The organism is Streptomyces sp. NPDC017529 (assembly GCF_044329785.1).
Classification (GTDB): Bacteria; Actinomycetota; Actinomycetes; order Streptomycetales; family Streptomycetaceae; genus Streptomyces.
Window position 1 is genome coordinate 743420 of the sequence record NZ_JBIRJY010000003.1, and the last position, 19194, is coordinate 762613.

At 72.0% G+C, this 19194-nt stretch carries 17 protein-coding genes; 4 read left to right on the forward strand and 13 right to left on the reverse strand.

Annotated elements, in window-relative coordinates:
- Window positions 1-64 precede the first annotated feature (64 nt).
- The 3 genes from ACH4K4_RS10570 to ACH4K4_RS10580 are packed head-to-tail and all read right to left on the reverse strand — an operon-like array spanning window position 65 to window position 3197.
- Entirely contained in the window at window positions 65-949 is an 885-nt protein-coding gene (locus ACH4K4_RS10570; protein ID WP_398166264.1) for a carbohydrate ABC transporter permease, read from the reverse strand.
- Window positions 946-1902 (reverse strand): carbohydrate ABC transporter permease, encoded by a 957-nt coding sequence (locus ACH4K4_RS10575; RefSeq protein WP_398166266.1) that lies wholly within the window; start codon window positions 1900-1902, stop codon window positions 946-948. The genes ACH4K4_RS10570 and ACH4K4_RS10575 overlap by 4 nt, the downstream gene beginning before the upstream one ends.
- Window positions 1899-3197, reverse strand: a complete 1299-nt coding sequence (locus tag ACH4K4_RS10580; RefSeq protein WP_398166267.1) for an extracellular solute-binding protein — start codon at window positions 3195-3197, stop codon at window positions 1899-1901. Before ACH4K4_RS10580 ends, ACH4K4_RS10575 begins: the two co-directional genes overlap by 4 nt.
- Window positions 3198-3493: 296 nt before the next feature.
- Between ACH4K4_RS10580 and ACH4K4_RS10585 the strand changes: the two genes are divergently transcribed.
- Entirely contained in the window at window positions 3494-3919 is a 426-nt protein-coding gene (locus ACH4K4_RS10585) for an SSI family serine proteinase inhibitor (protein WP_398166268.1), read from the forward strand.
- Window positions 3920-4087: 168 nt separating this feature from the next.
- On the opposite strand, the gene ACH4K4_RS10590 is transcribed toward ACH4K4_RS10585, so the two are convergent.
- Window positions 4088-4381, reverse strand: a complete 294-nt coding sequence (locus ACH4K4_RS10590; protein WP_385232476.1) for a DUF3039 domain-containing protein — start codon at window positions 4379-4381, stop codon at window positions 4088-4090.
- 165 nt (window positions 4382-4546) lie between these two features.
- Window positions 4547-5137 carry a YqgE/AlgH family protein gene (locus ACH4K4_RS10595; protein WP_398166270.1) on the reverse strand — a complete coding sequence of 197 codons (591 nt, stop codon included), beginning with the start codon at window positions 5135-5137 and terminating at the stop codon, window positions 4547-4549.
- A 298-nt stretch (window positions 5138-5435) separates the two neighbouring features.
- Here ACH4K4_RS10595 and murA point away from each other — a divergent pair, with 298 nt between their 5' ends.
- Window positions 5436-6782, forward strand: coding sequence for a UDP-N-acetylglucosamine 1-carboxyvinyltransferase (murA, locus tag ACH4K4_RS10600; protein WP_360136259.1), 1347 nt, complete (start codon window positions 5436-5438; stop codon window positions 6780-6782).
- A gap of 455 nt (window positions 6783-7237) precedes the next feature.
- Here the strand turns inward: murA and ACH4K4_RS10605 are convergent, their stop codons facing one another.
- The 6 genes from ACH4K4_RS10605 to ACH4K4_RS10630 all read right to left on the reverse strand — a co-directional run bounded on the left by ACH4K4_RS10605 (window position 7238) and on the right by ACH4K4_RS10630 (window position 14684).
- The gene (locus tag ACH4K4_RS10605) at window positions 7238-7519 is read right to left on the reverse strand and encodes an HU family DNA-binding protein (RefSeq protein ID WP_004571953.1); all 282 of its coding nucleotides are present in this window, start codon (window positions 7517-7519) and stop codon (window positions 7238-7240) included.
- 335 nt (window positions 7520-7854) lie between these two features.
- Window positions 7855-9288 (reverse strand): NAD-dependent malic enzyme, encoded by a 1434-nt coding sequence (locus ACH4K4_RS10610; RefSeq protein ID WP_398166271.1) that lies wholly within the window; start codon window positions 9286-9288, stop codon window positions 7855-7857.
- Window positions 9289-9732: 444 nt separating this feature from the next.
- On the reverse strand, window positions 9733-12159 hold the full coding sequence (locus tag ACH4K4_RS10615; RefSeq protein ID WP_398166272.1) for a HelD family protein: 2427 nt from the start codon (window positions 12157-12159) through the stop codon (window positions 9733-9735).
- A gap of 177 nt (window positions 12160-12336) precedes the next feature.
- A complete protein-coding gene (locus ACH4K4_RS10620) occupies window positions 12337-13077 on the reverse strand; it encodes an anti-sigma factor family protein (protein WP_398166273.1) in 741 nt (246 codons plus the stop codon).
- On the reverse strand, window positions 13074-13658 hold the full coding sequence (locus tag ACH4K4_RS10625) for a sigma-70 family RNA polymerase sigma factor (RefSeq protein ID WP_398166275.1): 585 nt from the start codon (window positions 13656-13658) through the stop codon (window positions 13074-13076). Before ACH4K4_RS10625 ends, ACH4K4_RS10620 begins: the two co-directional genes overlap by 4 nt.
- Window positions 13659-14039: 381 nt before the next feature.
- Window positions 14040-14684 (reverse strand): CGNR zinc finger domain-containing protein, encoded by a 645-nt coding sequence (locus tag ACH4K4_RS10630; RefSeq protein ID WP_398166276.1) that lies wholly within the window; start codon window positions 14682-14684, stop codon window positions 14040-14042.
- A gap of 142 nt (window positions 14685-14826) precedes the next feature.
- Here ACH4K4_RS10630 and ACH4K4_RS10635 point away from each other — a divergent pair, with 142 nt between their 5' ends.
- Entirely contained in the window at window positions 14827-15603 is a 777-nt protein-coding gene (locus ACH4K4_RS10635) for a methyltransferase (RefSeq protein ID WP_398166278.1), read from the forward strand.
- 33 nt (window positions 15604-15636) lie between these two features.
- Here the strand turns inward: ACH4K4_RS10635 and ACH4K4_RS10640 are convergent, their stop codons facing one another.
- Together ACH4K4_RS10640 and ACH4K4_RS10645 are read right to left on the reverse strand one after the other, a co-directional pair.
- On the reverse strand, window positions 15637-16845 hold the full coding sequence (locus tag ACH4K4_RS10640; protein WP_398166280.1) for a uroporphyrinogen-III synthase: 1209 nt from the start codon (window positions 16843-16845) through the stop codon (window positions 15637-15639).
- Between the two features lie 140 nt (window positions 16846-16985).
- Window positions 16986-18386: a nitrate/nitrite transporter gene (locus ACH4K4_RS10645; RefSeq protein ID WP_398166281.1), complete on the reverse strand. Its 1401-nt coding sequence runs from the start codon at window positions 18384-18386 to the stop codon at window positions 16986-16988.
- A gap of 323 nt (window positions 18387-18709) precedes the next feature.
- On the opposite strand from ACH4K4_RS10645, the gene ACH4K4_RS10650 reads away from it, so the two are divergent.
- Window positions 18710-18853 carry a lasso RiPP family leader peptide-containing protein gene (locus ACH4K4_RS10650; protein ID WP_398166283.1) on the forward strand — a complete coding sequence of 48 codons (144 nt, stop codon included), beginning with the start codon at window positions 18710-18712 and terminating at the stop codon, window positions 18851-18853.
- Window positions 18854-19194 lie beyond the last annotated feature (341 nt).

Below are 19194 nucleotides of genomic sequence, written 5' to 3' on the forward strand. Positions count from 1 at the left end.
CCCTTCTGTCGCTGGGCTAAAGGGGGGTGGGAGGAATGGGCAGGGGTACCGGCCGCGGGCGTCGTCAGTCCTTCACCGCCCCGCCCAGGCCCGAGACCAGCCTGCGCTGGACGAGCACGAAGAACACCAGCACCGGCACGGTCATCACGGTCGAGGCGGCCATGATGCCGCCCCAGTCGTTCTCGTCGGGTTTGAAGAAGACCAGCAGGGCCATCGGGAGCGTGGAGTTCTCCGTCGCGCTGATGATGAAGGACTTCGCGAAGAGGAAGTCGTTCCAGGTGCTGATGAAGGAGAAGACGCTGGTCGCGACGAGCCCGGGGAAGACGAGCGGGAACAGGATCTGCCACAGGAAACGCGCGCGGGTCGCGCCGTCCAGGTAGGCGGCCTCCTCCAGCGCCTCGGGCACGGCCTTGACGAAGCCGCGCAGCATCCAGATCGCGAAGGGGAGGGAGAAGGCGAGGTGCGGCAGGACCAGTGAGCCGAGGGTGTTCAGGCCGATGCCGGGCACCGCGTCGCCGACGTCCCGCATCAGGAAGAACAGCGGGATGGTCAGCGCCTCGACCGGCACCATCTGCGCGACGAGGAACATGATCAGCAGCGTCGTGCGGAACCGGAAGCGGAAGCGGGTGACGGCGGTCGCCGCGAGGAAGGCGATCAGCGCCGAGAGGACGACGACGACGCCCGCCACGAACAGGCTGTTGAGGAAGTACCGCCCGAAGTCCTGCTGCTGGAAGACCCGCCGGAACGCGTCCAGGCCGGGGTGCAGGGTCCACGGCCGCGGCTCGGCGGACTGCACCTCGCCCGCCGGTTTGAAGGCGGACAGCACCATCCAGTAGAGCGGGAAGGCGACGGCGGCGGCGATCAGCAGCGCGCCCGCCTCGGCGGCCAGCCGCCCCGGCCGCCGTATCCGCGGCGTACGGGCCGCCTTCACGGTTCCTCCCCCGCTCACAGTTCCTCCCCTTGTCGGCGCAGCAGGCGCAGGTAGACGAGCGTGACGGCCAGCAGGATCAGCAGCATGACGATGCCGATCGCCGAGCCCAGGCTGTACTGGGACGAGGCGAACGCCTTCTGGTACGCGTACACGTTCAGGACGAGGTTCTGCCCGGCGATGCCGCCGCCGTTGGTCATCACGTAGATCTGGGTGAAGACCTTGAAGTCCCAGATGACCGACTGGATGGTGACGACGACGAGGATGGGCCGGAGCATGGGCGCCATGACGGAGCGCCAGATGCGCCACTGCGACGCCCCGTCCAGGGCCGCGGCCTCCAGCACCTCGCCGGGGATCGCCTTGATGCCCGCGTAGACGGTCACCATCACGAACGGGAACGAGCACCAGACCACTTCCAGCAGGACCAGCGCGAAGGCGCTGTAGCGCCCGTAGGTCCAGGAGAAGTCGCCGAGGCCCAGCACCCGGTTGACCGGGCCGAAGTCCGGGTCGAAGAGGAAGACCCAGACGGTGGAGCCGGTGATGGCGGGGGTGGCCCAGGCGCCGAGCGCGGCGAGCATCAGGGCCAGGCGCGGCACCGCCCGGATCCGGGTGAGCAGCACGGCGAACGAGCAGCCGGCCACGAGCGTGCACAGGACGCAGGCCGCGGCGAACCCCACCGTCGCCAGCAGCACCTGCCAGAACTGGCCGTCGCCGAACAGCTCGGCGTAGTTCGCCAGCCCCCGGAAGGTGGTCGGTTCGCCGCCGCTGACCTGGGCCTGGGTGTATTCGAGGAACGAGATCAGGCCGAGCTGGTAGATCGGGTAGACGAGCAGCCCGCCGAGGACGACCAGCGCGGGGGCGAGATAGAGCCAGGGCGTCCAGCGGCTCCCGTGGCGGTTCGGCGGCCGTCCGCGGCGCCCGGACAGCGGCGCCCGGACGCCGCCGGCCCGTGCTTCCTTGACCGTGAGCGTCACTTCTTGAACGCCTCGTTCATCTTCTTGGCGGCGTCACCGGACGCCGCGGCGACGTCCTTCCGGCCGCTGACGATCTCCTGGTACATCGTCGGCAGGACGAGCGAGGAGTCGATGGACCCCCAGGCCGGGGAGGCCGGCACGAACTTGGCGCCGGCGTCCAGCGTCCGCACGAAGGGCTGTACGAACGGCTCCTTCCGCGCCGCCTCGGCCCGTACGTCGGTGTACGTCGGCAGGAAGCCCATCGCGTCGAACAGCCGCCGCTGGGTGTCCTTGCCCGCCAGCTGCTTCATCAGGTCGGCGGCCAGCGTGCGGTGCGAACTGCTCTTGAGGACGCCGATGTTGTTGCCGCCCGCGAAGGCCGGGGCGATCGAGCCCTTGGTGACGCCGGGCAGCGGGACCACCGCGTACTTGCCCTTCACCTTGCCGTCCTCCATGGCCTGGTGACTGAAGTCGCCGCCGATCGCCATGCCCGCCTTGCCCGCGGCGAAGGCGGCGACGGTGTCGTTGCCGCCCATGTCCGCGCACTTGGCGGCCGGGCAGTTGTCGTCGCCGAACAGGTCCGTGTACGCCTTGATGCCCGCCTGCGACTTCGGGCTGTCCACGGCGGCGGTGTACGACTCGCCCTTGCCGGTGGCCAGTTCGCCGCCGTGCGCCCACAGGAAGGGCAGCGCGCCGTAGGTGTACGCGCCGCCGACGGCCAGTCCGTACAGCTCGGGCCGCTCCTTGCGGATCGTGCGGGCCGCCGCGGCGACCTCGTCCTGCGTCGTGGGCACGGCGATGCCCAGCTCCTTGAGGACATCGGTGCGGTAGTACAGGGCCCGTACGCCGACGAACAGCGGCGCGCCGTAGACCTTGCCGTCCACCGTCACCGACTCCTTGGCCGTCGGGTCGGTGTCCTTGGCGTCCTGCCAGGCGCCGAACTCCCGGCTGACGTCGGCCAGTCCGCCGTCCTTGACGTATCCGGCGGTGTCGGTGTTCCCGTACTCGATCACGTCGGGGGCGCTCTTGGGGTCGTTGAAAGCGGCCTTGATGCGCTGGGCGCGGGTGTCGACCGGGATGTAGTCGACGCTGACGTCGGTGCCCTTGTGCGCCGCCTCGAAGTCCGCCACCGCCTTGCGGACGACCTCTTCCTTGGGCTTGTTGTTGACCTCCTGGAAGAGCCAGACCCGCAGCGTGCCGGTCTTGGCGTCCTCCTTGGCCGCGCCGCCTGAGGTGGACGGCGCGCAGCCCGCGGCGGTGGCGGCGGCCAGGACAAGTGCCGCCGCGCGGGCGGCGGTTCGGGCGGAGAGCTGCATTGGGTACCCCCTGAAGGAACGTTGCAGCATACGCAACGGGTGTTTCGCCATGCACAATCGAAAGGAGGCTAAGCGCGCCGACGCTCCCCGACAAGAGCCGATGGGGCACCACGGCGGACGACACGCCGCCACTGGCCCACATTGACCCCCATTTCGTCCCGGTACGTCTATCTATGAATCAGATGTCCCTCCTCTGCTGCCGGAAGCAGCCCCGGACACCGCCGCGGAACCGGCCCCGGCAGCAGCGCCCCGGAAGCAGCCCAGCCCGCACGACACGCAAAGGACCGACCGAACCCATGCGCGCCAGACCCGTACGCACCGCCCTGCTCGCCGTCGCCGCCCTGGGGCTGCTGCCCCTCGCCGCCACCCCGGCCGCCGCGGACACCCCGCCGGAGACCGGCGGCCGCCAGCACATCGCCGTCCACGAGGGCACCGACCCCGCCGGCCCCGTCCTCGCCACCGCCTCCCTGCGCTGCTTCCCGACCGGCGGCGACCACCCCGCCCCGGAGGCGTCCTGCCTCAAGCTGGCCCTCGCCAACGGCGACTACAACCGCGTGCCGCAGATCACCCGCGCCTGCCTCAAGAACTACGAGCCCGTCACGGTCGTGGCGCACGGCACCTGGCACGGCAGGACCACGTTCTTCAGCCGCACCTACGCGAACCAGTGCGTCGCCAACACCGAGAGCGGCGACATCTTCAACCTCACCCCCTGGCGCCGCTGACGCGCCCGGCGCGCCGAAGCGAAGAGGCCCGGTCCCCCCACGGGACCGGGCCTCTTCTTCACGTCCACCAGGCGCGCACCACGCGTCCGGCCCGCTCCTCGTACGGGAACGGGCCGGGCACGCGCAGGGCAGGAAGGGCCGGTCGACGGCGCGCCGGCCCCGGCGGGACTACTTCTTGCCGCCGTCCTTGCCGCCCTTGTCCTTGTCGCCACCGGCGCTCATGGACTCGTAGATCTCCTTGCACATCGGGCAGACCGGGTACTTCTTCGGGTCGCGGCCCGGTACCCACACCTTGCCGCAGAGGGCGACGACGGGGGTCCCGTCGAGCGCGCTCGCCATGATCTTGTCCTTCTGGACATAGTGGGCGTAGCGCTCGTGGTCGCCGTCGCCGTGCGACGTCTGCGGCGTCGGCTCTACGAGGGTCCCCGTACCTGCCCCGCGCTCGGGCTCAAGAGTGCTCATAACCGCCAAGGGTACCGACGCGGGCGGCGTGCCGGGAGCGACGGCCCGCCCACAGGCAGGAGGGCGGGCCCCAGGGCCACGACCTCCCCCGTACGGCCCACCAGTGGCCCGGCCGCCAGGCTCCCCGGCACGCCGCCGATTCCCGCAGACCTCGTCGCTTCCCGCTCAGTTCAGTGACGGGTCGTCCGGGTACGTGGCCACCATCGCCAGTTCGTTGCGCTGGCGCCGGAGCACCGCTCGCCAGAGGTGTTCCGGGTCGGGGGACGACACGTCGCCCGGTTCCGATTCGACGACGTACCACGCGCCTTCGACCAGCTCCTCCTCCAACTGGCCGGGGCCCCACCCCGCGTACCCGGCGAAGATCCGCAGGCTGCCGAGCACGGTGGACAGCAGTTCCGGCGGCGCCTCCAGGTCCACCAGGCCGATCGCCCCGTGAACGCGGCGCCAGCCCAGCGGGCCGTCGCCGACCAGGGCGCTCTCCGGCGTCTCCGGGCCGCCCGGCACCACGGCCACTCCGAGTGCCGAGTCCAGCGAGACCGGGCCGCCCTGGAAGACCACGCCGGGCTCGCCGGCCAGGGACGCCCACGGTTCGAGGATGTCGCCGACGCCCACGGGCGTCGGGCGGTTGAGGACCACACCGAGGGAGCCCTCCTCGTCGTGATCGAGGAGGAGCACCACCGCGCGGTCGAAGTTCGGGTCGGCGAGCGCCGGTGTGGCGACGAGCAGCCGGCCGGTGAGCGAGGACACCTCGGTCATGGGGACATGATCCCGCACTTCGGGCCGTGGCGGGGAGTCAACAGCGGGACCCGGACGAGAGCAGCGCAGGGCGTACGACGGCAGCCCCGGCGCACGGGCTCGCGGCCCGGCCGACACAGCGGGGCATATCCCGCCGACTCGCACCAAATGTCCATTACAGAACAAAGGCGGACCGTCGCGGAGGGTGTTGTGACAAAGCCATTACATGCTCCTGGGCCGCTTCGGCATACGGGCAACCCCTCCACCGCCCTTACCATTTCCCCTTGGCCCCCTGTCCGTCTCCAGGAACGCGAGATCCATGACCGTCTCTACCGACGACGTACTGCTTGTCCACGGCGGCACCCCGCTGGAGGGCGAGATCCGGGTTCGCGGCGCGAAGAACCTCGTGCCCAAGGCCATGGTCGCCGCGCTGCTCGGCAGCAGCCCGAGCAGACTGCGCAATGTGCCCGACATCCGCGACGTACGCGTCGTACGCGGCCTGCTGCAGCTGCACGGCGTCACGGTGCGCCCGGGCGACGAAGCGGGCGAGCTCATCCTCGACCCGTCGCACGTGGAGAGCGCCAACGTCGCCGACATCGACGCCCACGCCGGGTCCTCGCGCATCCCGATCCTGTTCTGCGGCCCGCTGCTGCACCGCCTCGGCCACGCCTTCATCCCGGGCTTGGGCGGCTGCGACATCGGCGGCCGGCCGGTCGACTTCCACTTCGACGTGCTGCGCCAGTTCGGCGCGACCATCGAGAAGCGGGCGGACGGCCAGTACCTGGAGGCCCCGCAGCGGCTGCGCGGCTGCAAGATCCGGCTGCCGTACCCGTCCGTCGGCTCGACCGAGCAGGTGCTGCTGACCGCCGTCCTGGCGGAGGGCGTCACCGAGCTGTCGAACGCGGCCGTGGAGCCGGAGATCGAGGACCTGATCTGCGTCCTGCAGAAGATGGGCGCGATCATCTCCATGGACACCGACCGGACCATCCGGATCACCGGTGTCGACAAGCTGGGCGGCTACAACCACCGCGCCCTCCCGGACCGCCTGGAGGCGGCCTCCTGGGCGTCGGCGGCGCTGGCCACCGAGGGCAACATCTACGTGCGCGGCGCGCAGCAGCGCTCGATGATGACCTTCCTGAACACCTACCGGAAGGTCGGCGGCGCCTTCGAGATCGACGACGAGGGCATCCGCTTCTGGCACCCGGGCGGCTCGCTGGACGCGATCGCCCTGGAGACCGACGTGCACCCCGGCTTCCAGACCGACTGGCAGCAGCCGCTGGTCGTCGCCCTGACGCAGGCGTCGGGCCTGTCCATCGTCCACGAGACGGTGTACGAGTCCCGGCTCGGCTTCACCTCGGCGCTCAACCAGATGGGCGCGCACATCCAGCTGTACCGCGAGTGCCTGGGCGGCAGCGCCTGCCGCTTCGGGCAGCGCAACTTCCTGCACTCGGCGGTGGTGTCCGGGCCGACCAAGCTGCAGGGTGCCGACCTGGTCATCCCGGACCTACGGGGCGGCTTCTCGTACCTGATCGCCGCCCTCGCGGCGCAGGGCACCTCGCGCGTGCACGGCATCGACCTGATCAACCGGGGTTACGAGAACTTCATGGAGAAGCTCGTGAGCCTGGGGGCACACGTGGAGCTGCCGAACGGCGCCCTGAGCGCCTGACCGGCGCGGTGCGCGTCAAGCGCCGCACACATACAGCAGGAGGGGCGGTCACCCGGGTGGGTGACCGCCCCTTTCGCTGCGCGCTCGCCGAGGCGGCAGTTCGCACCTTATTTGCTGGCGTGAATGATTGAACGCGGGCCAGGTTGACGGGTTCCACCAGCAGTCGGTACCCGCGCGCGTTGCGGTTGCGACGAGGCGGCGAGTGGAGACGAGGGGCGAGGGATGAGGGGCGGGATGCCGTCGTGCGCGGCTCGGTCGCCCAACCCCGAACCCTCCGTAAGCCCTGAACGGCCTCTACGCCCCTGTAGAGCAACAAGAGCCACTAGAGCCCCACAGGCCCCACCATCGGCCCTCCTGGGGCCCTTTACAGGCCCCGTACACGCAAAAGAGCGGCCGCCCCCGAGGGGGCGGCCGCTCTCACGCCTTTTTACCGGGGCCGTCGGGCCCCCGGTGGCTTACTTGCCCTTGGCGGCTTCCTTGAGCTTGGAGCCCGCGGAGACCTTCACGCTGTAGCCGGCCGGGATCTGGATCGGGTCGCCGGTCTGCGGGTTGCGCGCGGTGCGAGCGGCACGGTGGGTGCGCTCGAAGGTCAGGAAGCCGGGGATGGTGACCTTCTCGTCGCCCTTGGCGACGACCTCGCCGACGGTCTCGGCGAGCGCGGCCAGAACGGCGTCGGCGTCCTTGCGGGTCACCTCGGCGCGGTCGGCCAGAGCGGCCACCAGCTCACTGCGGTTCATGTTTGTACTCCCGTGTTCTTCTTGCCAATGAGGCGTGAGATCGAAGCCGATGCTGCCAGGGCCCTCGGACAGTTCCCGGACCCGGGTCTGCCTTCAGATCCTTTCGCGCCCTGGGGGTGCCCCCTGGACGGAGTCCTCGGGGGAGCATCCTGCCCCCACCTGCGGCGGTAAAGCCAATCCGGCACCCAGGAGGGTCACACGGAAAGCGCCACTGCCTCGTAGTGGTGACGTCCCGCACCGTGCCTCTCCGGGCCGGCCCCGCAGGGCGGCGGTCGTTTGCTGCCCGCCACCCTATGGGGGCCCCGAGGGCCCGGCGGCACGCGACGCGCCGGGCTTCAGGCCGTGGTGGCGGCCGTCACAGCCTCCCCCGCGGCCTTCGCGGCCTCCTTCACCGCACCGGCCACCGCGCCCGCGACCTTCTCGTTGAAGACGCTGGGGATGATGTAGTTCGCGTTGCGCTCGTCGTCCAGGACGACGTCCGCGAGCGCGCCGGCGGCGGCCAGCATCATTTCCGTGTTCACCGTACGGGACTGGGCGTCCAGCAGGCCGCGGAAGACGCCGGGGAAGACCAGCACGTTGTTGATCTGGTTCGGGAAGTCGGAACGGCCGGTGGCCACGACGGAGGCGGTCTGCCGCGCGACGGCGGGGTCCACCTCGGGGTCGGGGTTGGCGAGTGCGAACACGATCGCGCCCTCGGCCATCTTCGCCACGTCGTCGCCGTCCAGGACGTTGGGCGCGGAGACGCCGATGAACACGTCGGCGCCGACGATGGCCTCCTTGAGGGTGCCGGTCTCGCCCTCCGGGTTGGTGTTGTCGGCGATCCAGCGCAGCGGCGAGTCGGGGTCGGCGTCGACGAGGTCCTTGCGGCCGGCGTGCACCACGCCGTGGATGTCGGCGACGACCGCGTGCCGGACGCCGGCCGCGATCAGCAGCTTCAGGATCGCCGTGCCGGCGGCGCCGGCGCCCGACATCACGACCCGTACGTCCTCGGTCTTCTTGCCGACCACGCGCAGCGCGTTGGTCAGCGCGGCGAGCACCACGATGGCGGTACCGTGCTGGTCGTCGTGGAAGACGGGGATGTCCAGGGCCTCGCGCAGCCGGGCCTCGATCTCGAAGCAGCGCGGCGCGGAGATGTCCTCCAGGTTGATGCCCGCGAAGCCGGGGGCGATGGCCTTGACGATCTCCACGATGGCGTCGGTGTCCTGGGTGTCCAGGCACAGCGGCCAGGCGTCGATGCCGGCGAAGCGCTTGAAGAGGGCCGCCTTGCCCTCCATGACCGGCAGTGCGGCCTTGGGGCCGATGTTGCCCAGGCCCAGTACGGCGGAGCCGTCGGTGACGACCGCGACGCTGTTGCGCTTGATGGTCAGGCGCCGGGCGTCGTCGGGGTTGTTGGCGATGGCCTGGCAGACCCGGGCGACGCCGGGGGTGTAGACCATCGACAGGTCGTCGCGGCTGCGGATGGGGTGCTTGGACTGCATCTCGATCTTGCCGCCGAGGTGCATCAGGAACGTACGGTCGGAGACCTTGCCGAGCGAGACGCCCTCGATGCCGCGGAGCTTTTCGACGATCTCGTCCGCGTGCGCGGTGGAGGTCGCGGCGATGGTGACGTCGATGCGGAGCTTTTCGTGGCCGGAGGCGGTCACATCGAGGCCGGTGACGGAGCCGCCGGAGGACTCCACGGCCGTGGTGAGCTGGCTGACCGCCGTACCGCTCGCGGGAACCTCCAGCCGCACCGTCATCGAATACGAGACGCTGGGCGCCGTTGCCATGGCCGACTTCCTCTGCTTTCCCTTGTTTCTCTCTGCGCGCCGCTCCGGGGTCCGCGGCGGGACCGGGCCGGAGAGCGAGGTCCGATCGTCCCACCTACCAGCCGGTACACGGTAACCAGCCGCGCTTTCCGGAAAGGATTTTCCACCATACGAGAGAATCAGGGCCGGGCGGAAGACCCGGCGCCCATGGCGTGCGAACGGCGCACGAACGACGGCGGGCGCCTTCCGAAGACCTTCGGAAGGCGCCCGCCGCAGTGGTTCAGTGACACCGACCCGCCATGCTCGCCTCGCGGCAAGTGGTCGCTCGTAGCGACTATGGTTGGGCCCGGGGGCTTGGATCGGGCCGGTGCCACCACCAAGGCTAACAAACCATCCCTCGAAGCGAATCCCGTCCCGCGACCTTCTTTCCCGGCCGTACGGAAACGCCCGCCGGCCGGCCGCGCCTCAGTCCCTGAGCAGGTCCGGAACCCCCTGCGCGTCCGGCTCGTCCCGCGCGCCGGACAGCACGGTCAGCTGCTGGGTGGCCCGGGTCAGCGCCACGTACAGCACCCGCAGCCCGGCCGGGGACTCGTCGGCGATCTCGGCGGGCGAGACCACCAGCGTCGCGTCGTACTCCAGGCCCTTGGCCTCCAGCGAGCCCAGCGCCACGACCCGGTCGCCCAGCCCGTCCAGCCAGCGGCGGGCCTCCGTACGCCGGTTCATCGCCACCACGACACCGACCGTGCCGTCCACCTCGCCCAGCAGCCGCCGGGCCGCATCCCGTACGGACGCGGCCAGGCCGGACCGGTCCGCCACCACGAAGCGCGGCGTCAGGCCCGTGGAGCGGACCGCCGCCGGCGCCTCCATGCCCGGCATCGCCAGTGCCAGCACCCGGGCGGCCAGCTCGGCGATCTCCGCCGGGTTGCGGTAGTTGACGGTGAGGGTGAAGCGGCGGCGCGGGCGGGTGCCCAGCGCCTCGTCCCGGGCGACGGCCGCCTCGTCCGGGTCGGACCAGGAGGACTGCGCCGGGTCGCCGACGACCGTCCAGGTCGCGTGCCGGCCCCTGCGGCCGACCATCCGCCACTGCATGGGCGTCAGGTCCTGCGCCTCGTCGACGATGACGTGGGCGTAGTCCGTACGCTCCTCCTCCAGCCGCTCGCGTCTGCCGCGGCCGCCGCCGGACATCCGCTCGGCGTAGGTGCTCAGCTCCTCCAGACCGGTGAGCTGGTCCAGCGGGTCGGCGTCACGGGGCTTGGCGGGCCGGGGCGGCGCGCCGAGGATCAGCTGGAGTTCGTCCAGCAGCGCCACGTCGTGGACCGACAGCGGCCCCTGCCCCTTGTCGTCCAAGCGGCTCAGCGAGCGGGCCAACTGGCGTACCTCGCGCTGGTTGAGCACCCGGCGCGCCCAGCGGCCCAGCCGGCGCTCGTCGGCCATGGCGGCCAGCACCCCGCGCGGGGTCAGCTCCGGCCACCAGGCGTCCAGGAAGTCCTGGAAGTCCGGCTCGGTGGTGATGTCCTCGTCGAACGCCTGGCGCGCCTCGGCGGCCAGTTCGGGGTCCGTGTAGCGCTTGGAGGCACCGGACTTGGACCACAGCGCGTCGAGGATGAGGCGGCGGGCGCGCGGGCGCAGCAGGTTGACCGGGGCGGTGCCGCCGAGGGCGGACTGCCGGATGCGGTGCAGGTCGCGTGCGTCCAGTTCGATACGGGCGCCGAAGACGACGACGCGCAGCCGGTCCGGCGGGCCTGCGGGGGACTCTGCCGCGGACTCGTCGTCGTCCTCGCCGAAGGCGAGCTGGCCCTCGGCAGGCGCGGCGGGGGCCCCTGCCGACGCTGTCCGAGTCAGTTCCAGGGCCCCGCGGGCCGCCTTGCGCAGCAGTTTCTGCATGCGGCTGGAGCCCTTGATGCGGGCCACGGCCGGGGAGTCGTAGGCGGTGGCTTCCGCCCCGTCCACCAGGGAGCCCAGCGCGCGGATGGCGACCTGGCCCTCCTCGCCGAGGGACGGCAGGACGCCCTCGGTGTACGCGACGAGCAGCGGCGTCGGCGAGACGATGAGGATGCCGCCCGCGTAGCGGCGCCGGTCCTGGTAGAGGAGGTAGGCGGCGCGGTGCAGCGCCACCGCGGTCTTGCCGGTACCGGGGCCGCCCTCGACCTCGGTGACGGAGGCGGCGGGGGCCCGGATGACCATGTCCTGCTCGGCCTGGATGGAGGCGACGATGTCGCGCATCGTGTGGCTGCGGGCCCGGCCGAGGGCGGCCATCAGCGCGCCGTCGCCGACCGCGGGCAGTTCCTCGCCGTCGAGCGTCGCGGCGATCTCCGGGCGCATCAGGTCGTCCTCGACGCCGAGGACCCGGCGGCCCTTGGAGCGGATGACCCGGCGGCGTACGACGCGGCCCGGGGCGACCGGGGTGGCCCGGTAGAAGGGGGCGGCGGCGGGCGCGCGCCAGTCGATGACCAGCGGGCTGTAGTCGGCGTCCAGGACGCCGAGGCGGCCGATGTGCAGGGTCTCGGCGATCTCGGCGCGGCCGTCGGCGATCGCGCCGTCGGCCGGCTCGACCGAGGTGTACGCGCCGTCCGGACCCTTCTTGCCGTCCTTGCCCGGGAGCAGGTCGATCCGGCCGAAGAGGAAGTCCTCGTACTCGGAATTGAGCCGGTTCAGGTGGGCGCCGGCCTGGAAGACCTGGGCGTCCCGCTCGGCGAGCGCGCCGGGCGTGCCGACCTGGCCGCGTTTGGCGGCGTCGTCGACGAGGAACTCGGCCTCGTGGATCTTCTCCTCAAGACGCTGGTAGACACGGTCGAGATGCTCCTGTTCGGACGCGATCTCGCGTTCGCGTGTGCTGTCCGGCTGTGCGTCGTCGACGGAGTCCGGCGCGTGCGTGGCATTCTGCGCGGCCACCCAGGCCCCCTTCTTCTGTGCGTAGGGCAGCCGTCAACCGTACGCGAACCGGGCACCCCGCGCACCTGACCCAAAGGACCAAATCGCCACCGGGCGGGACCAAACCGGGCACCACGGGCGGGCCGACCGTACGGAACCAGGGGTTCCATTTCATCCGAGGGGGCGGCTCCGGGCCGGTCAGACCTTGATCGCGGCCAGCCGCTTGCCGTCCAGGGTGCGCACCTCGAAGCGGTCGATGTGGGAACGGTTCATGGCCGAGCCGCCGTGCGTGTAGAGGGGCTCCCTGTTCCACTTGGCGGCGCCGTCCTTGAGGCCGTAGCCACCCGCCGGCACCGCCCAGGTCGTCACGGTCTGCTCCGCGCCGCTCTTGCCCACCGCCACGAGATCGCAGGCCAGCGGCCCCTTCACATTGGCCAGCTTGAGGGCGACGTGCGTCCCCCAGGGCTTGCGCTCCATGGAGACGCTGGCGGCGACCTTGGTGACGGGATCGACCGTGCCCGCCTTCTCGCCGTGCTCGTACATGGTGCGGGCGTAGCTCGCCGGGTGTTCCGGGGCCTCCTCCGGGCCGCCGGAGGTCAGCGCGTACGTGGCCACCGGGCCCCCGACGACCAGTGCGGCGGCCGCGGCCACCAGGTACAGGCGGCGGCGGTACCGGGTGCGGCGCACCGCGCCGACCTCCTCCAGGAGGCTGTCCAGGACACCGGGCCCCGGGACGGCGGTGAGCGCCTCCGGGTCGGACACGGACTCCCCGGCCTCGGCGAGCAGGGGTTGCAGGCCCATCAGGTCTTCGAGTTCGGCGGCGCAGCGGTCGCAGTCGGCCAGGTGCTCCTCGAAGCGTGCCGCGTCGGCGGCGTCCAGGACGCCCAGCGCGTAGGCGCCGGCGTCGGTGTGCTGTACGGGCTGCGTGGGCCGCATCACGCCGTCACTCCTCGTTCTTCAAGCGAGAGCTTCAGGGAGCGCAGCGCGTAGAACACCCGGGACCTGACGGTCCCCGCCGGTATCCGCAGCGCTTCGGCCGCCTCGCTGACCGTACGTCCCTTGAAATAGGTCTCTATCAGAGCCTCTCGGTGGGCTTTGCTGAGGTCGCCGAGCGCTTCGGAGATCGTCATCAGGCGCAGCGCCCGGTCGATCTCGTCGGCGGCGGGCATCGATTCCAAGGGGGCGGCGTCGACCTCCTGGGGCCGGGCCTGGCGGCTGCGGTGGCCGTCGATGACGATCCGCCGGGCGACGGTGACCAGCCAGGGGCGGATGGACCCGGTCGCGCGCTGGAGCTGGTCCGCGTTGCGCCAGGCGCGGAGCAGGGTTTCCTGCACCACGTCCTCCGCCCGGTGGCGGTCGCCGGCCACCAGGCGCAGTACGAAGGCGAGCAGCGGACCCGCGTGCTCCTCGTAGAGGGCCCGCATCAGCTCCTCGTCCGGCGTCGTACTGTCTGCCACGACGGCATCCTTGCGCACGCGAACTCCCGGGTCGATAGCGCGGATCGGACATTCGCTGCGCATCCGCCTCACCGCCCGCGTACGTCGCCGGTGCCACTGCCGTCACCGTCCGCACCGTCACTCACCTCGTCCTGCCGCCCGTGGCTGGGCTCGCGCATGGCCGGTCCCCTCGTCTCGAATTCCGGGCTGTTTCACGGCCCTTCAGCCAGCAGTACGGGGTCCGGAACGCCACGGCTCAGCGGCCGGAGGGGGAATTCGCGTTGCGTGCGCCGGAGTTATCGCGCGAACGCGTGGGCGTTTTCGGCGGAGTGCGCGCGGGGGCACGGATTTCCCGCGCCGCGCGGTCGGGCACTCCTCCCCGACGCACCGCGCGGCAACCCGCATGGTTTCTCTTTCAATTTCCGCGCGGCGGAATTCCCCGTGCGGAACGGTGCGGCACAGCGCTCAGCGGGCGGCGATGACCGGCGGCCCGGCACCGGCGACGGGCAACCCGTCCACCGCGTCCCCGCCGCCCGCGTCCTCCCGGCGGGTGGCGCGCCTGCGGTGGCGGGCCACCCGCTCCCGGTTGCCGCACACCTCGCTGGAGCACCAGCGCCGCCGTCGCCCGCGGGAGGTGTCCAGGTAGACCAGCGAGCAGCTCTCGCCCTCGCACTGCCGCAGCTGCCCGCGCGCCGCCGCGTCCGTCAGCAGCCCGATGGCGTCCCGCGCGACCGCCGACAGCAGCCCGGCGCAGTCGGGCGGACCGGCGAGCGCCCTGACCAGGGCGCCGTCCTCGGCACGTACCGCGCGGCAGGGCGGCACCGGCGTGGTGGCCGCCGCGTTGAGCAGGCGCAGGTCGGACTCGGCGGCCCGGCCGCGCAGTTCGTCGTGGATCACGCGGCGCAGCAGTTCGCGCAGCATCCGGAAACGTACCACCCAGCCGCGGTCGACGGCGCCGAGCTGGGCACCGCCGGGTACGACGCCCGATCCCACCAGCCAGGCCGTCAAGTGCTCGGGCCCGGCCAGCCGTTCGGCGGTCTGGCCGGCCGTGGCCATCAGGTCCAGGCAGATCCGCCCGCAGTCGAACCGCAGGTCCAAAGGCGCCGCCATGTGCCCGTCACTCCTTAGGAGACAACGCTTGCCCTATCAGAGTGCCCGGCCCGGCCCCCGGCCGGAAGCCTCGGTACCGCCGCGTACGCCGGACCCCCTGCTGTATACATCGCATGTATACAGCTGCTGTATAGTCCGGCCCATGACGGCCAAGACCCTTGTCAAGAACCGCGCCAGCCTTACGCACAAGGTCCGTTACGCGGTCAGCAACCCGGCGCGGATCGCGCCGTACCTCAAGCGCACCGCCCGGGACGGCTGGCTGCGCCTCAAGCACCCGGACCACGTCGCGTACTACCGCGCCGTGATGGCCTCCGACGCCGGCCGCAACCCGGAAGCGGCGGTCGGCAGCCGTACCCACGAACGGTGGCTGGCGCTGGGCGAGATGCAGTTCGCCTACCTGAAGGAGCACGGCCTGCGCCCCGGCATGCGGATGCTCGACATCGGCTGCGGCAACCTGCGGGCCGGCTGGCGCTTCATCAGCCACCTCGACACGGGCGACTACTACGGCATCGACATCTCGCCGGACATCCTGATATCCGCCAAGAAGACCCTGGCCACGTACGGGTTGCAGCACAAGCTGCCGCACCTGACGATCACCCAGGACCTGACGTTCGACTTCCTTCCCGACCGGCACTTCGACGTGGTGCACGCGCACAGCGTCTTCTCCCACTCGCCGCTGTCCGTCATCGACGAGTGCTTCCGGCACGTGGGCCGCATCATGGCGCCGGGCGGCTTCTTCGACTTCACCTTCGACCGGACCGAGGGCGCCGAGCACCAGGTGCTGCGCGAGGACTTCTACTACCGCACCGAGACGCTCCTGGCGCTGGCACGCAAGCACGGCCTCCAGGCCCGGTTCATGGAGGACTGGGAGACCCGGCCGCACGGCCAGTCGAAGATCCGGGTGAGCAACCCCGAGTAGCGGCGGAGGCGGGCCCGCGGACAGCCGCCGGGCTCACCCGTCGCCGTACTTGGCACCCAACCGCGGGTCCAGCGCCAGCCGGTAGCCCCGTTTGACGACCGTCTGGATCAGCTTGGGCGCCCCCAGCGCCCCCCGCAACCGGGCCATCGCCGTCTCGACCGCGTGCTCGTCCCGCCCCGCGCCCGGCAGCGCCCGCAGCAGGTCGGCCCGGGAGACCACCCACCCGGGCCGGCGGGCCAGCGCCCGCAGCAGCGCCATCCCCGCCGGGGGCACCGGCCGCAGCTCGCCGTCGACCAGGACGGCCTGCCCGCGCATCTCCACCTGCCGCCCGGCGATGGTCAGCGGCCGTACCCGGCCCGGCAGTTCCCGGCACAGCAGCTGGACGAGCGGGCCGAGGCGGAAACGTTCGGGCTGGTAGGTGGTCACCTCGTGTGCTTCGAGCGGCAGCGCGGTGACCGGTCCCACGCAGGCTGGCAGCACGTCGTGCCGCAGCGCGTTCAGCAGCTCCTCCCGCATGCCGCGCTCCTCGGCGCGGTGCAGGAGCGAGGCGGCGGCCGGCGCGCTGGTGAACGTCACCGCGTCCAGGCCGCGGCCGACCGCCGCGTCCAGCAGCCGGTCGACGGGCCCGATGTCGGCGGGCGGCATCCAGCGGTAGACCGGCACGCCCACCACCTCGGCGCCGTCCGCGCGCAGCGACTCGACGAAGCCGGGCAGCGGTTCGCCGTGCAGTTGGATGGCGACCCGCCGCCCGCGCACGCCCTCCTCCAGGAGCCGCTCCAGCACCTCGGCCAGCGATTCGGAAGCGGGCGACCACGTCTCCGTCAGGCCCGCCGCACGGATGGCGCCCTTGACCTTCGGGCCGCGCGCCAGCAGTTCGGCCGCTTCGAGCCGCGCGAGCAGCGTCTCGCCCAGGCCCCACCCCTCCGCGGCCTCGATCCAGCCGCGGAAGCCGATGGCGGTGGTCGCGATCACCACGTCCGGCGCCCGGTCGAGCAGGTCCTTGGTGGCGGCGAGCAGTTCCGCGTCGTCCGGGAGCGGCACGATGCGCAGCGCGGGGGCGTACACGACCTGGGCGCCGCGCCGTTCGAGCAGGGTGCCCAGCTCCTCGGCCCGGCGGGCGGCGGTGACGCCGACTGTGAAGCCGTCCAGCGGCCGTACGTCCGGGGCGCCGGCGGCCGCGGGCCGCCCGTCCGCGTCCTGCCGCGCCCCGCCCCGCCGGTCCTCGTGCTCACCTTCGTGCATCGTCCGTCCCTGGCTTGTCCTGACTCCGGCCCCACCGCGCACCGGTGAAGGTCCGAGCCTGCCAACCGCTGGTGACAGGCTCGCTCCCGCAGTATTTCCCAGCTGTTACGGACTGCCGCGGGCGCCCGCCCGGCCGCGCGTCACACCTTGGCGAGCGCGGGCGCGGCCGGCTCCCGTTCCCGCGTGGTCCCGGTGGCCGCCGTACGCCTCAGGTATACGGCCCAGGTCACCGCGGAGCACAGCGCGTAGCAGCCGAGGAAGGAGACGAACGCCGGTGTTCCCGTGCCCGCCGACTGGAAGGACTGGCGGAAGGCGAGGTTGACGCCCAGCCCGCCGAGTGCGCCGACGGCACCGATCAGCCCCATCGCCGCGCCGGACAGCCGCCGCCCGTGGGCCGCCGCGGCCTCCCCGGTCAGTCCCCTCGCCAGGGCCTTGGCCTGGAAGATGCCCGGGATCATCTTGTACGTGGAGCCGTTGCCGAGCCCGCTGAGCACGAACAGGGCGGTGAAACCGGCGAGGAAGACGCCCAGCGAGTGCCGCCCCGACGCGAAGATCACCACGCCCGTGGCGGCGGCCATCGCCACGAAGGCGGCCAGCGTGATCCGCGCGCCGCCGTACCGGTCCGCCAGCCGGCCGCCCACCGGCCGCAGCAGCGAGCCGAGCAGCGGTCCGATGAACGTCAGCGACGCCGCCTGGAGGGGCGTGCGCGCGAACTGCGTCTGGAGGACCAGCCCGAAGGCGAAGCTGTAGCCGATGAACGACCCGAACGTGCCGATGTAGAGCAGCGACACGATCCAGGTGTGCGGGTCGCGTGCCGCGTCCTTGGCCGCCCCGGTGTCGTTGCGCACCGGCCTGAGGTTGTCCATGAAGAGCGCCGCCAGCAGCGCGGCGACCACGATCAGCGGGAGGTACACCGCGAGCACGAGCCGCGGGTGGTCCGCGCCGGCGGTGGCGATGACGAGCAGCCCCAGCAGCTGCACGACGGGGACGCCGACGTTGCCGCCGCCCGCGTTCAGGCCGAGCGCCCAGCCCTTCCTGCGCAGCGGGTAGAAGGAGTTGATGTTCGTCATGGACGAGGCGAAGTTGCCGCCGCCGACCCCCGCGAGCGCCGCGACCAGCAGGAAGACGGTGTACGAGGTGCCAGGGCGCAGCGCGAACACCGCCGCGCCGGCGGGCACCAGCAGCAGCGCCGCGCTGAACACCGTCCAGTTGCGGCCGCCGAACCGCGCCACGGCGAAGGTGTACGGCACCCGCAGCACCGCCCCCACCAGCGTCGGCACCGCCACCAGGAAGAACTTGCCGGCCGCGTCGATCCCGTACTCCGGCCCCATGAACAGCACCATGACCGACCACAGGCTCCACACCGAGAACCCGATGTGCTCGCACAGGACGGAGAAGACCAGGTTGCGCCGGGCGATCCGCTCCCCCCGCTCCTTCCAGAACGTCTCGTCCTCCGGGTCCCACCACTCGATCCAGCGGCCCGCTCCCCGCGCGGGAGCGCGGGCCGTGTCCCCGCCCGCGGCCGTCCCTGTGGCTGTCATCGCGCCTCCCTGGTCCCTGATGTCGTCGCCCTCGCGACGCTAGGAAGGGCGCGTTTCCCTTCTGTGGCAGTGCGTGACCACCGAGAAACCTTGCTCTCACCGCGGCCGGGAGCGCGCGGTGAGCGGGGTACGCGCCTGCGGCGCACAACGACCCGGAGGTTACGCCAATGCACCCCACACGCCCCTTTCATCACCCATTAGGGGTAATGGCAGGGGTCCCGGAGCCTGGCAGCATCTCTATTGAACGCGCTCTGTAATCGCGCAAGTACAGCTCGTGTTCGCGAGCTGTGCCGCGCACAGCCAAGGGAAGGGGACGCACTCCGATGCCAGAGATCCAGGAACAGTACGAGACGGTCGAGTACGAGACGCCGGAGCTGGCTGAGGCCGGCGACTTCGCCGAGCTGACGCTCGGTTGGCACGGCCACCACTGGGACGCCTTCGGCGGGCGCGGTCGCGGTTGGTGGTGAGGCCGCGGCCGCGTAGGTCCCGCCGGCCCCCGCCGCGGCTCCGGCAGCTGGCCGCTCCCCCGGCCTGACGGGACGTCGCGTACATGCCCCCAGTCCGGCGGTCCCCGCCCGGGCGCGCCCCCCCCCCCCCCCCCCGGGCCCCCCCCCCCCCCCCCCCCCCCCCCCCCCCCGGGCCCCCCCCCCCCCCCCGCCCCCCCCCCCGCCCCCCCCCCCCCCCCCCCCCCCCCCCCCCCCCCCCCCCCCCGCCGCCCCCCCCCCCCCCCCCCCCCCCCCCCGCGGCCCCCACGCCGCCGCCGTACCTCGTAGGCGGCCAGGATCACGCCCACCGTGAGCAGGCTCAG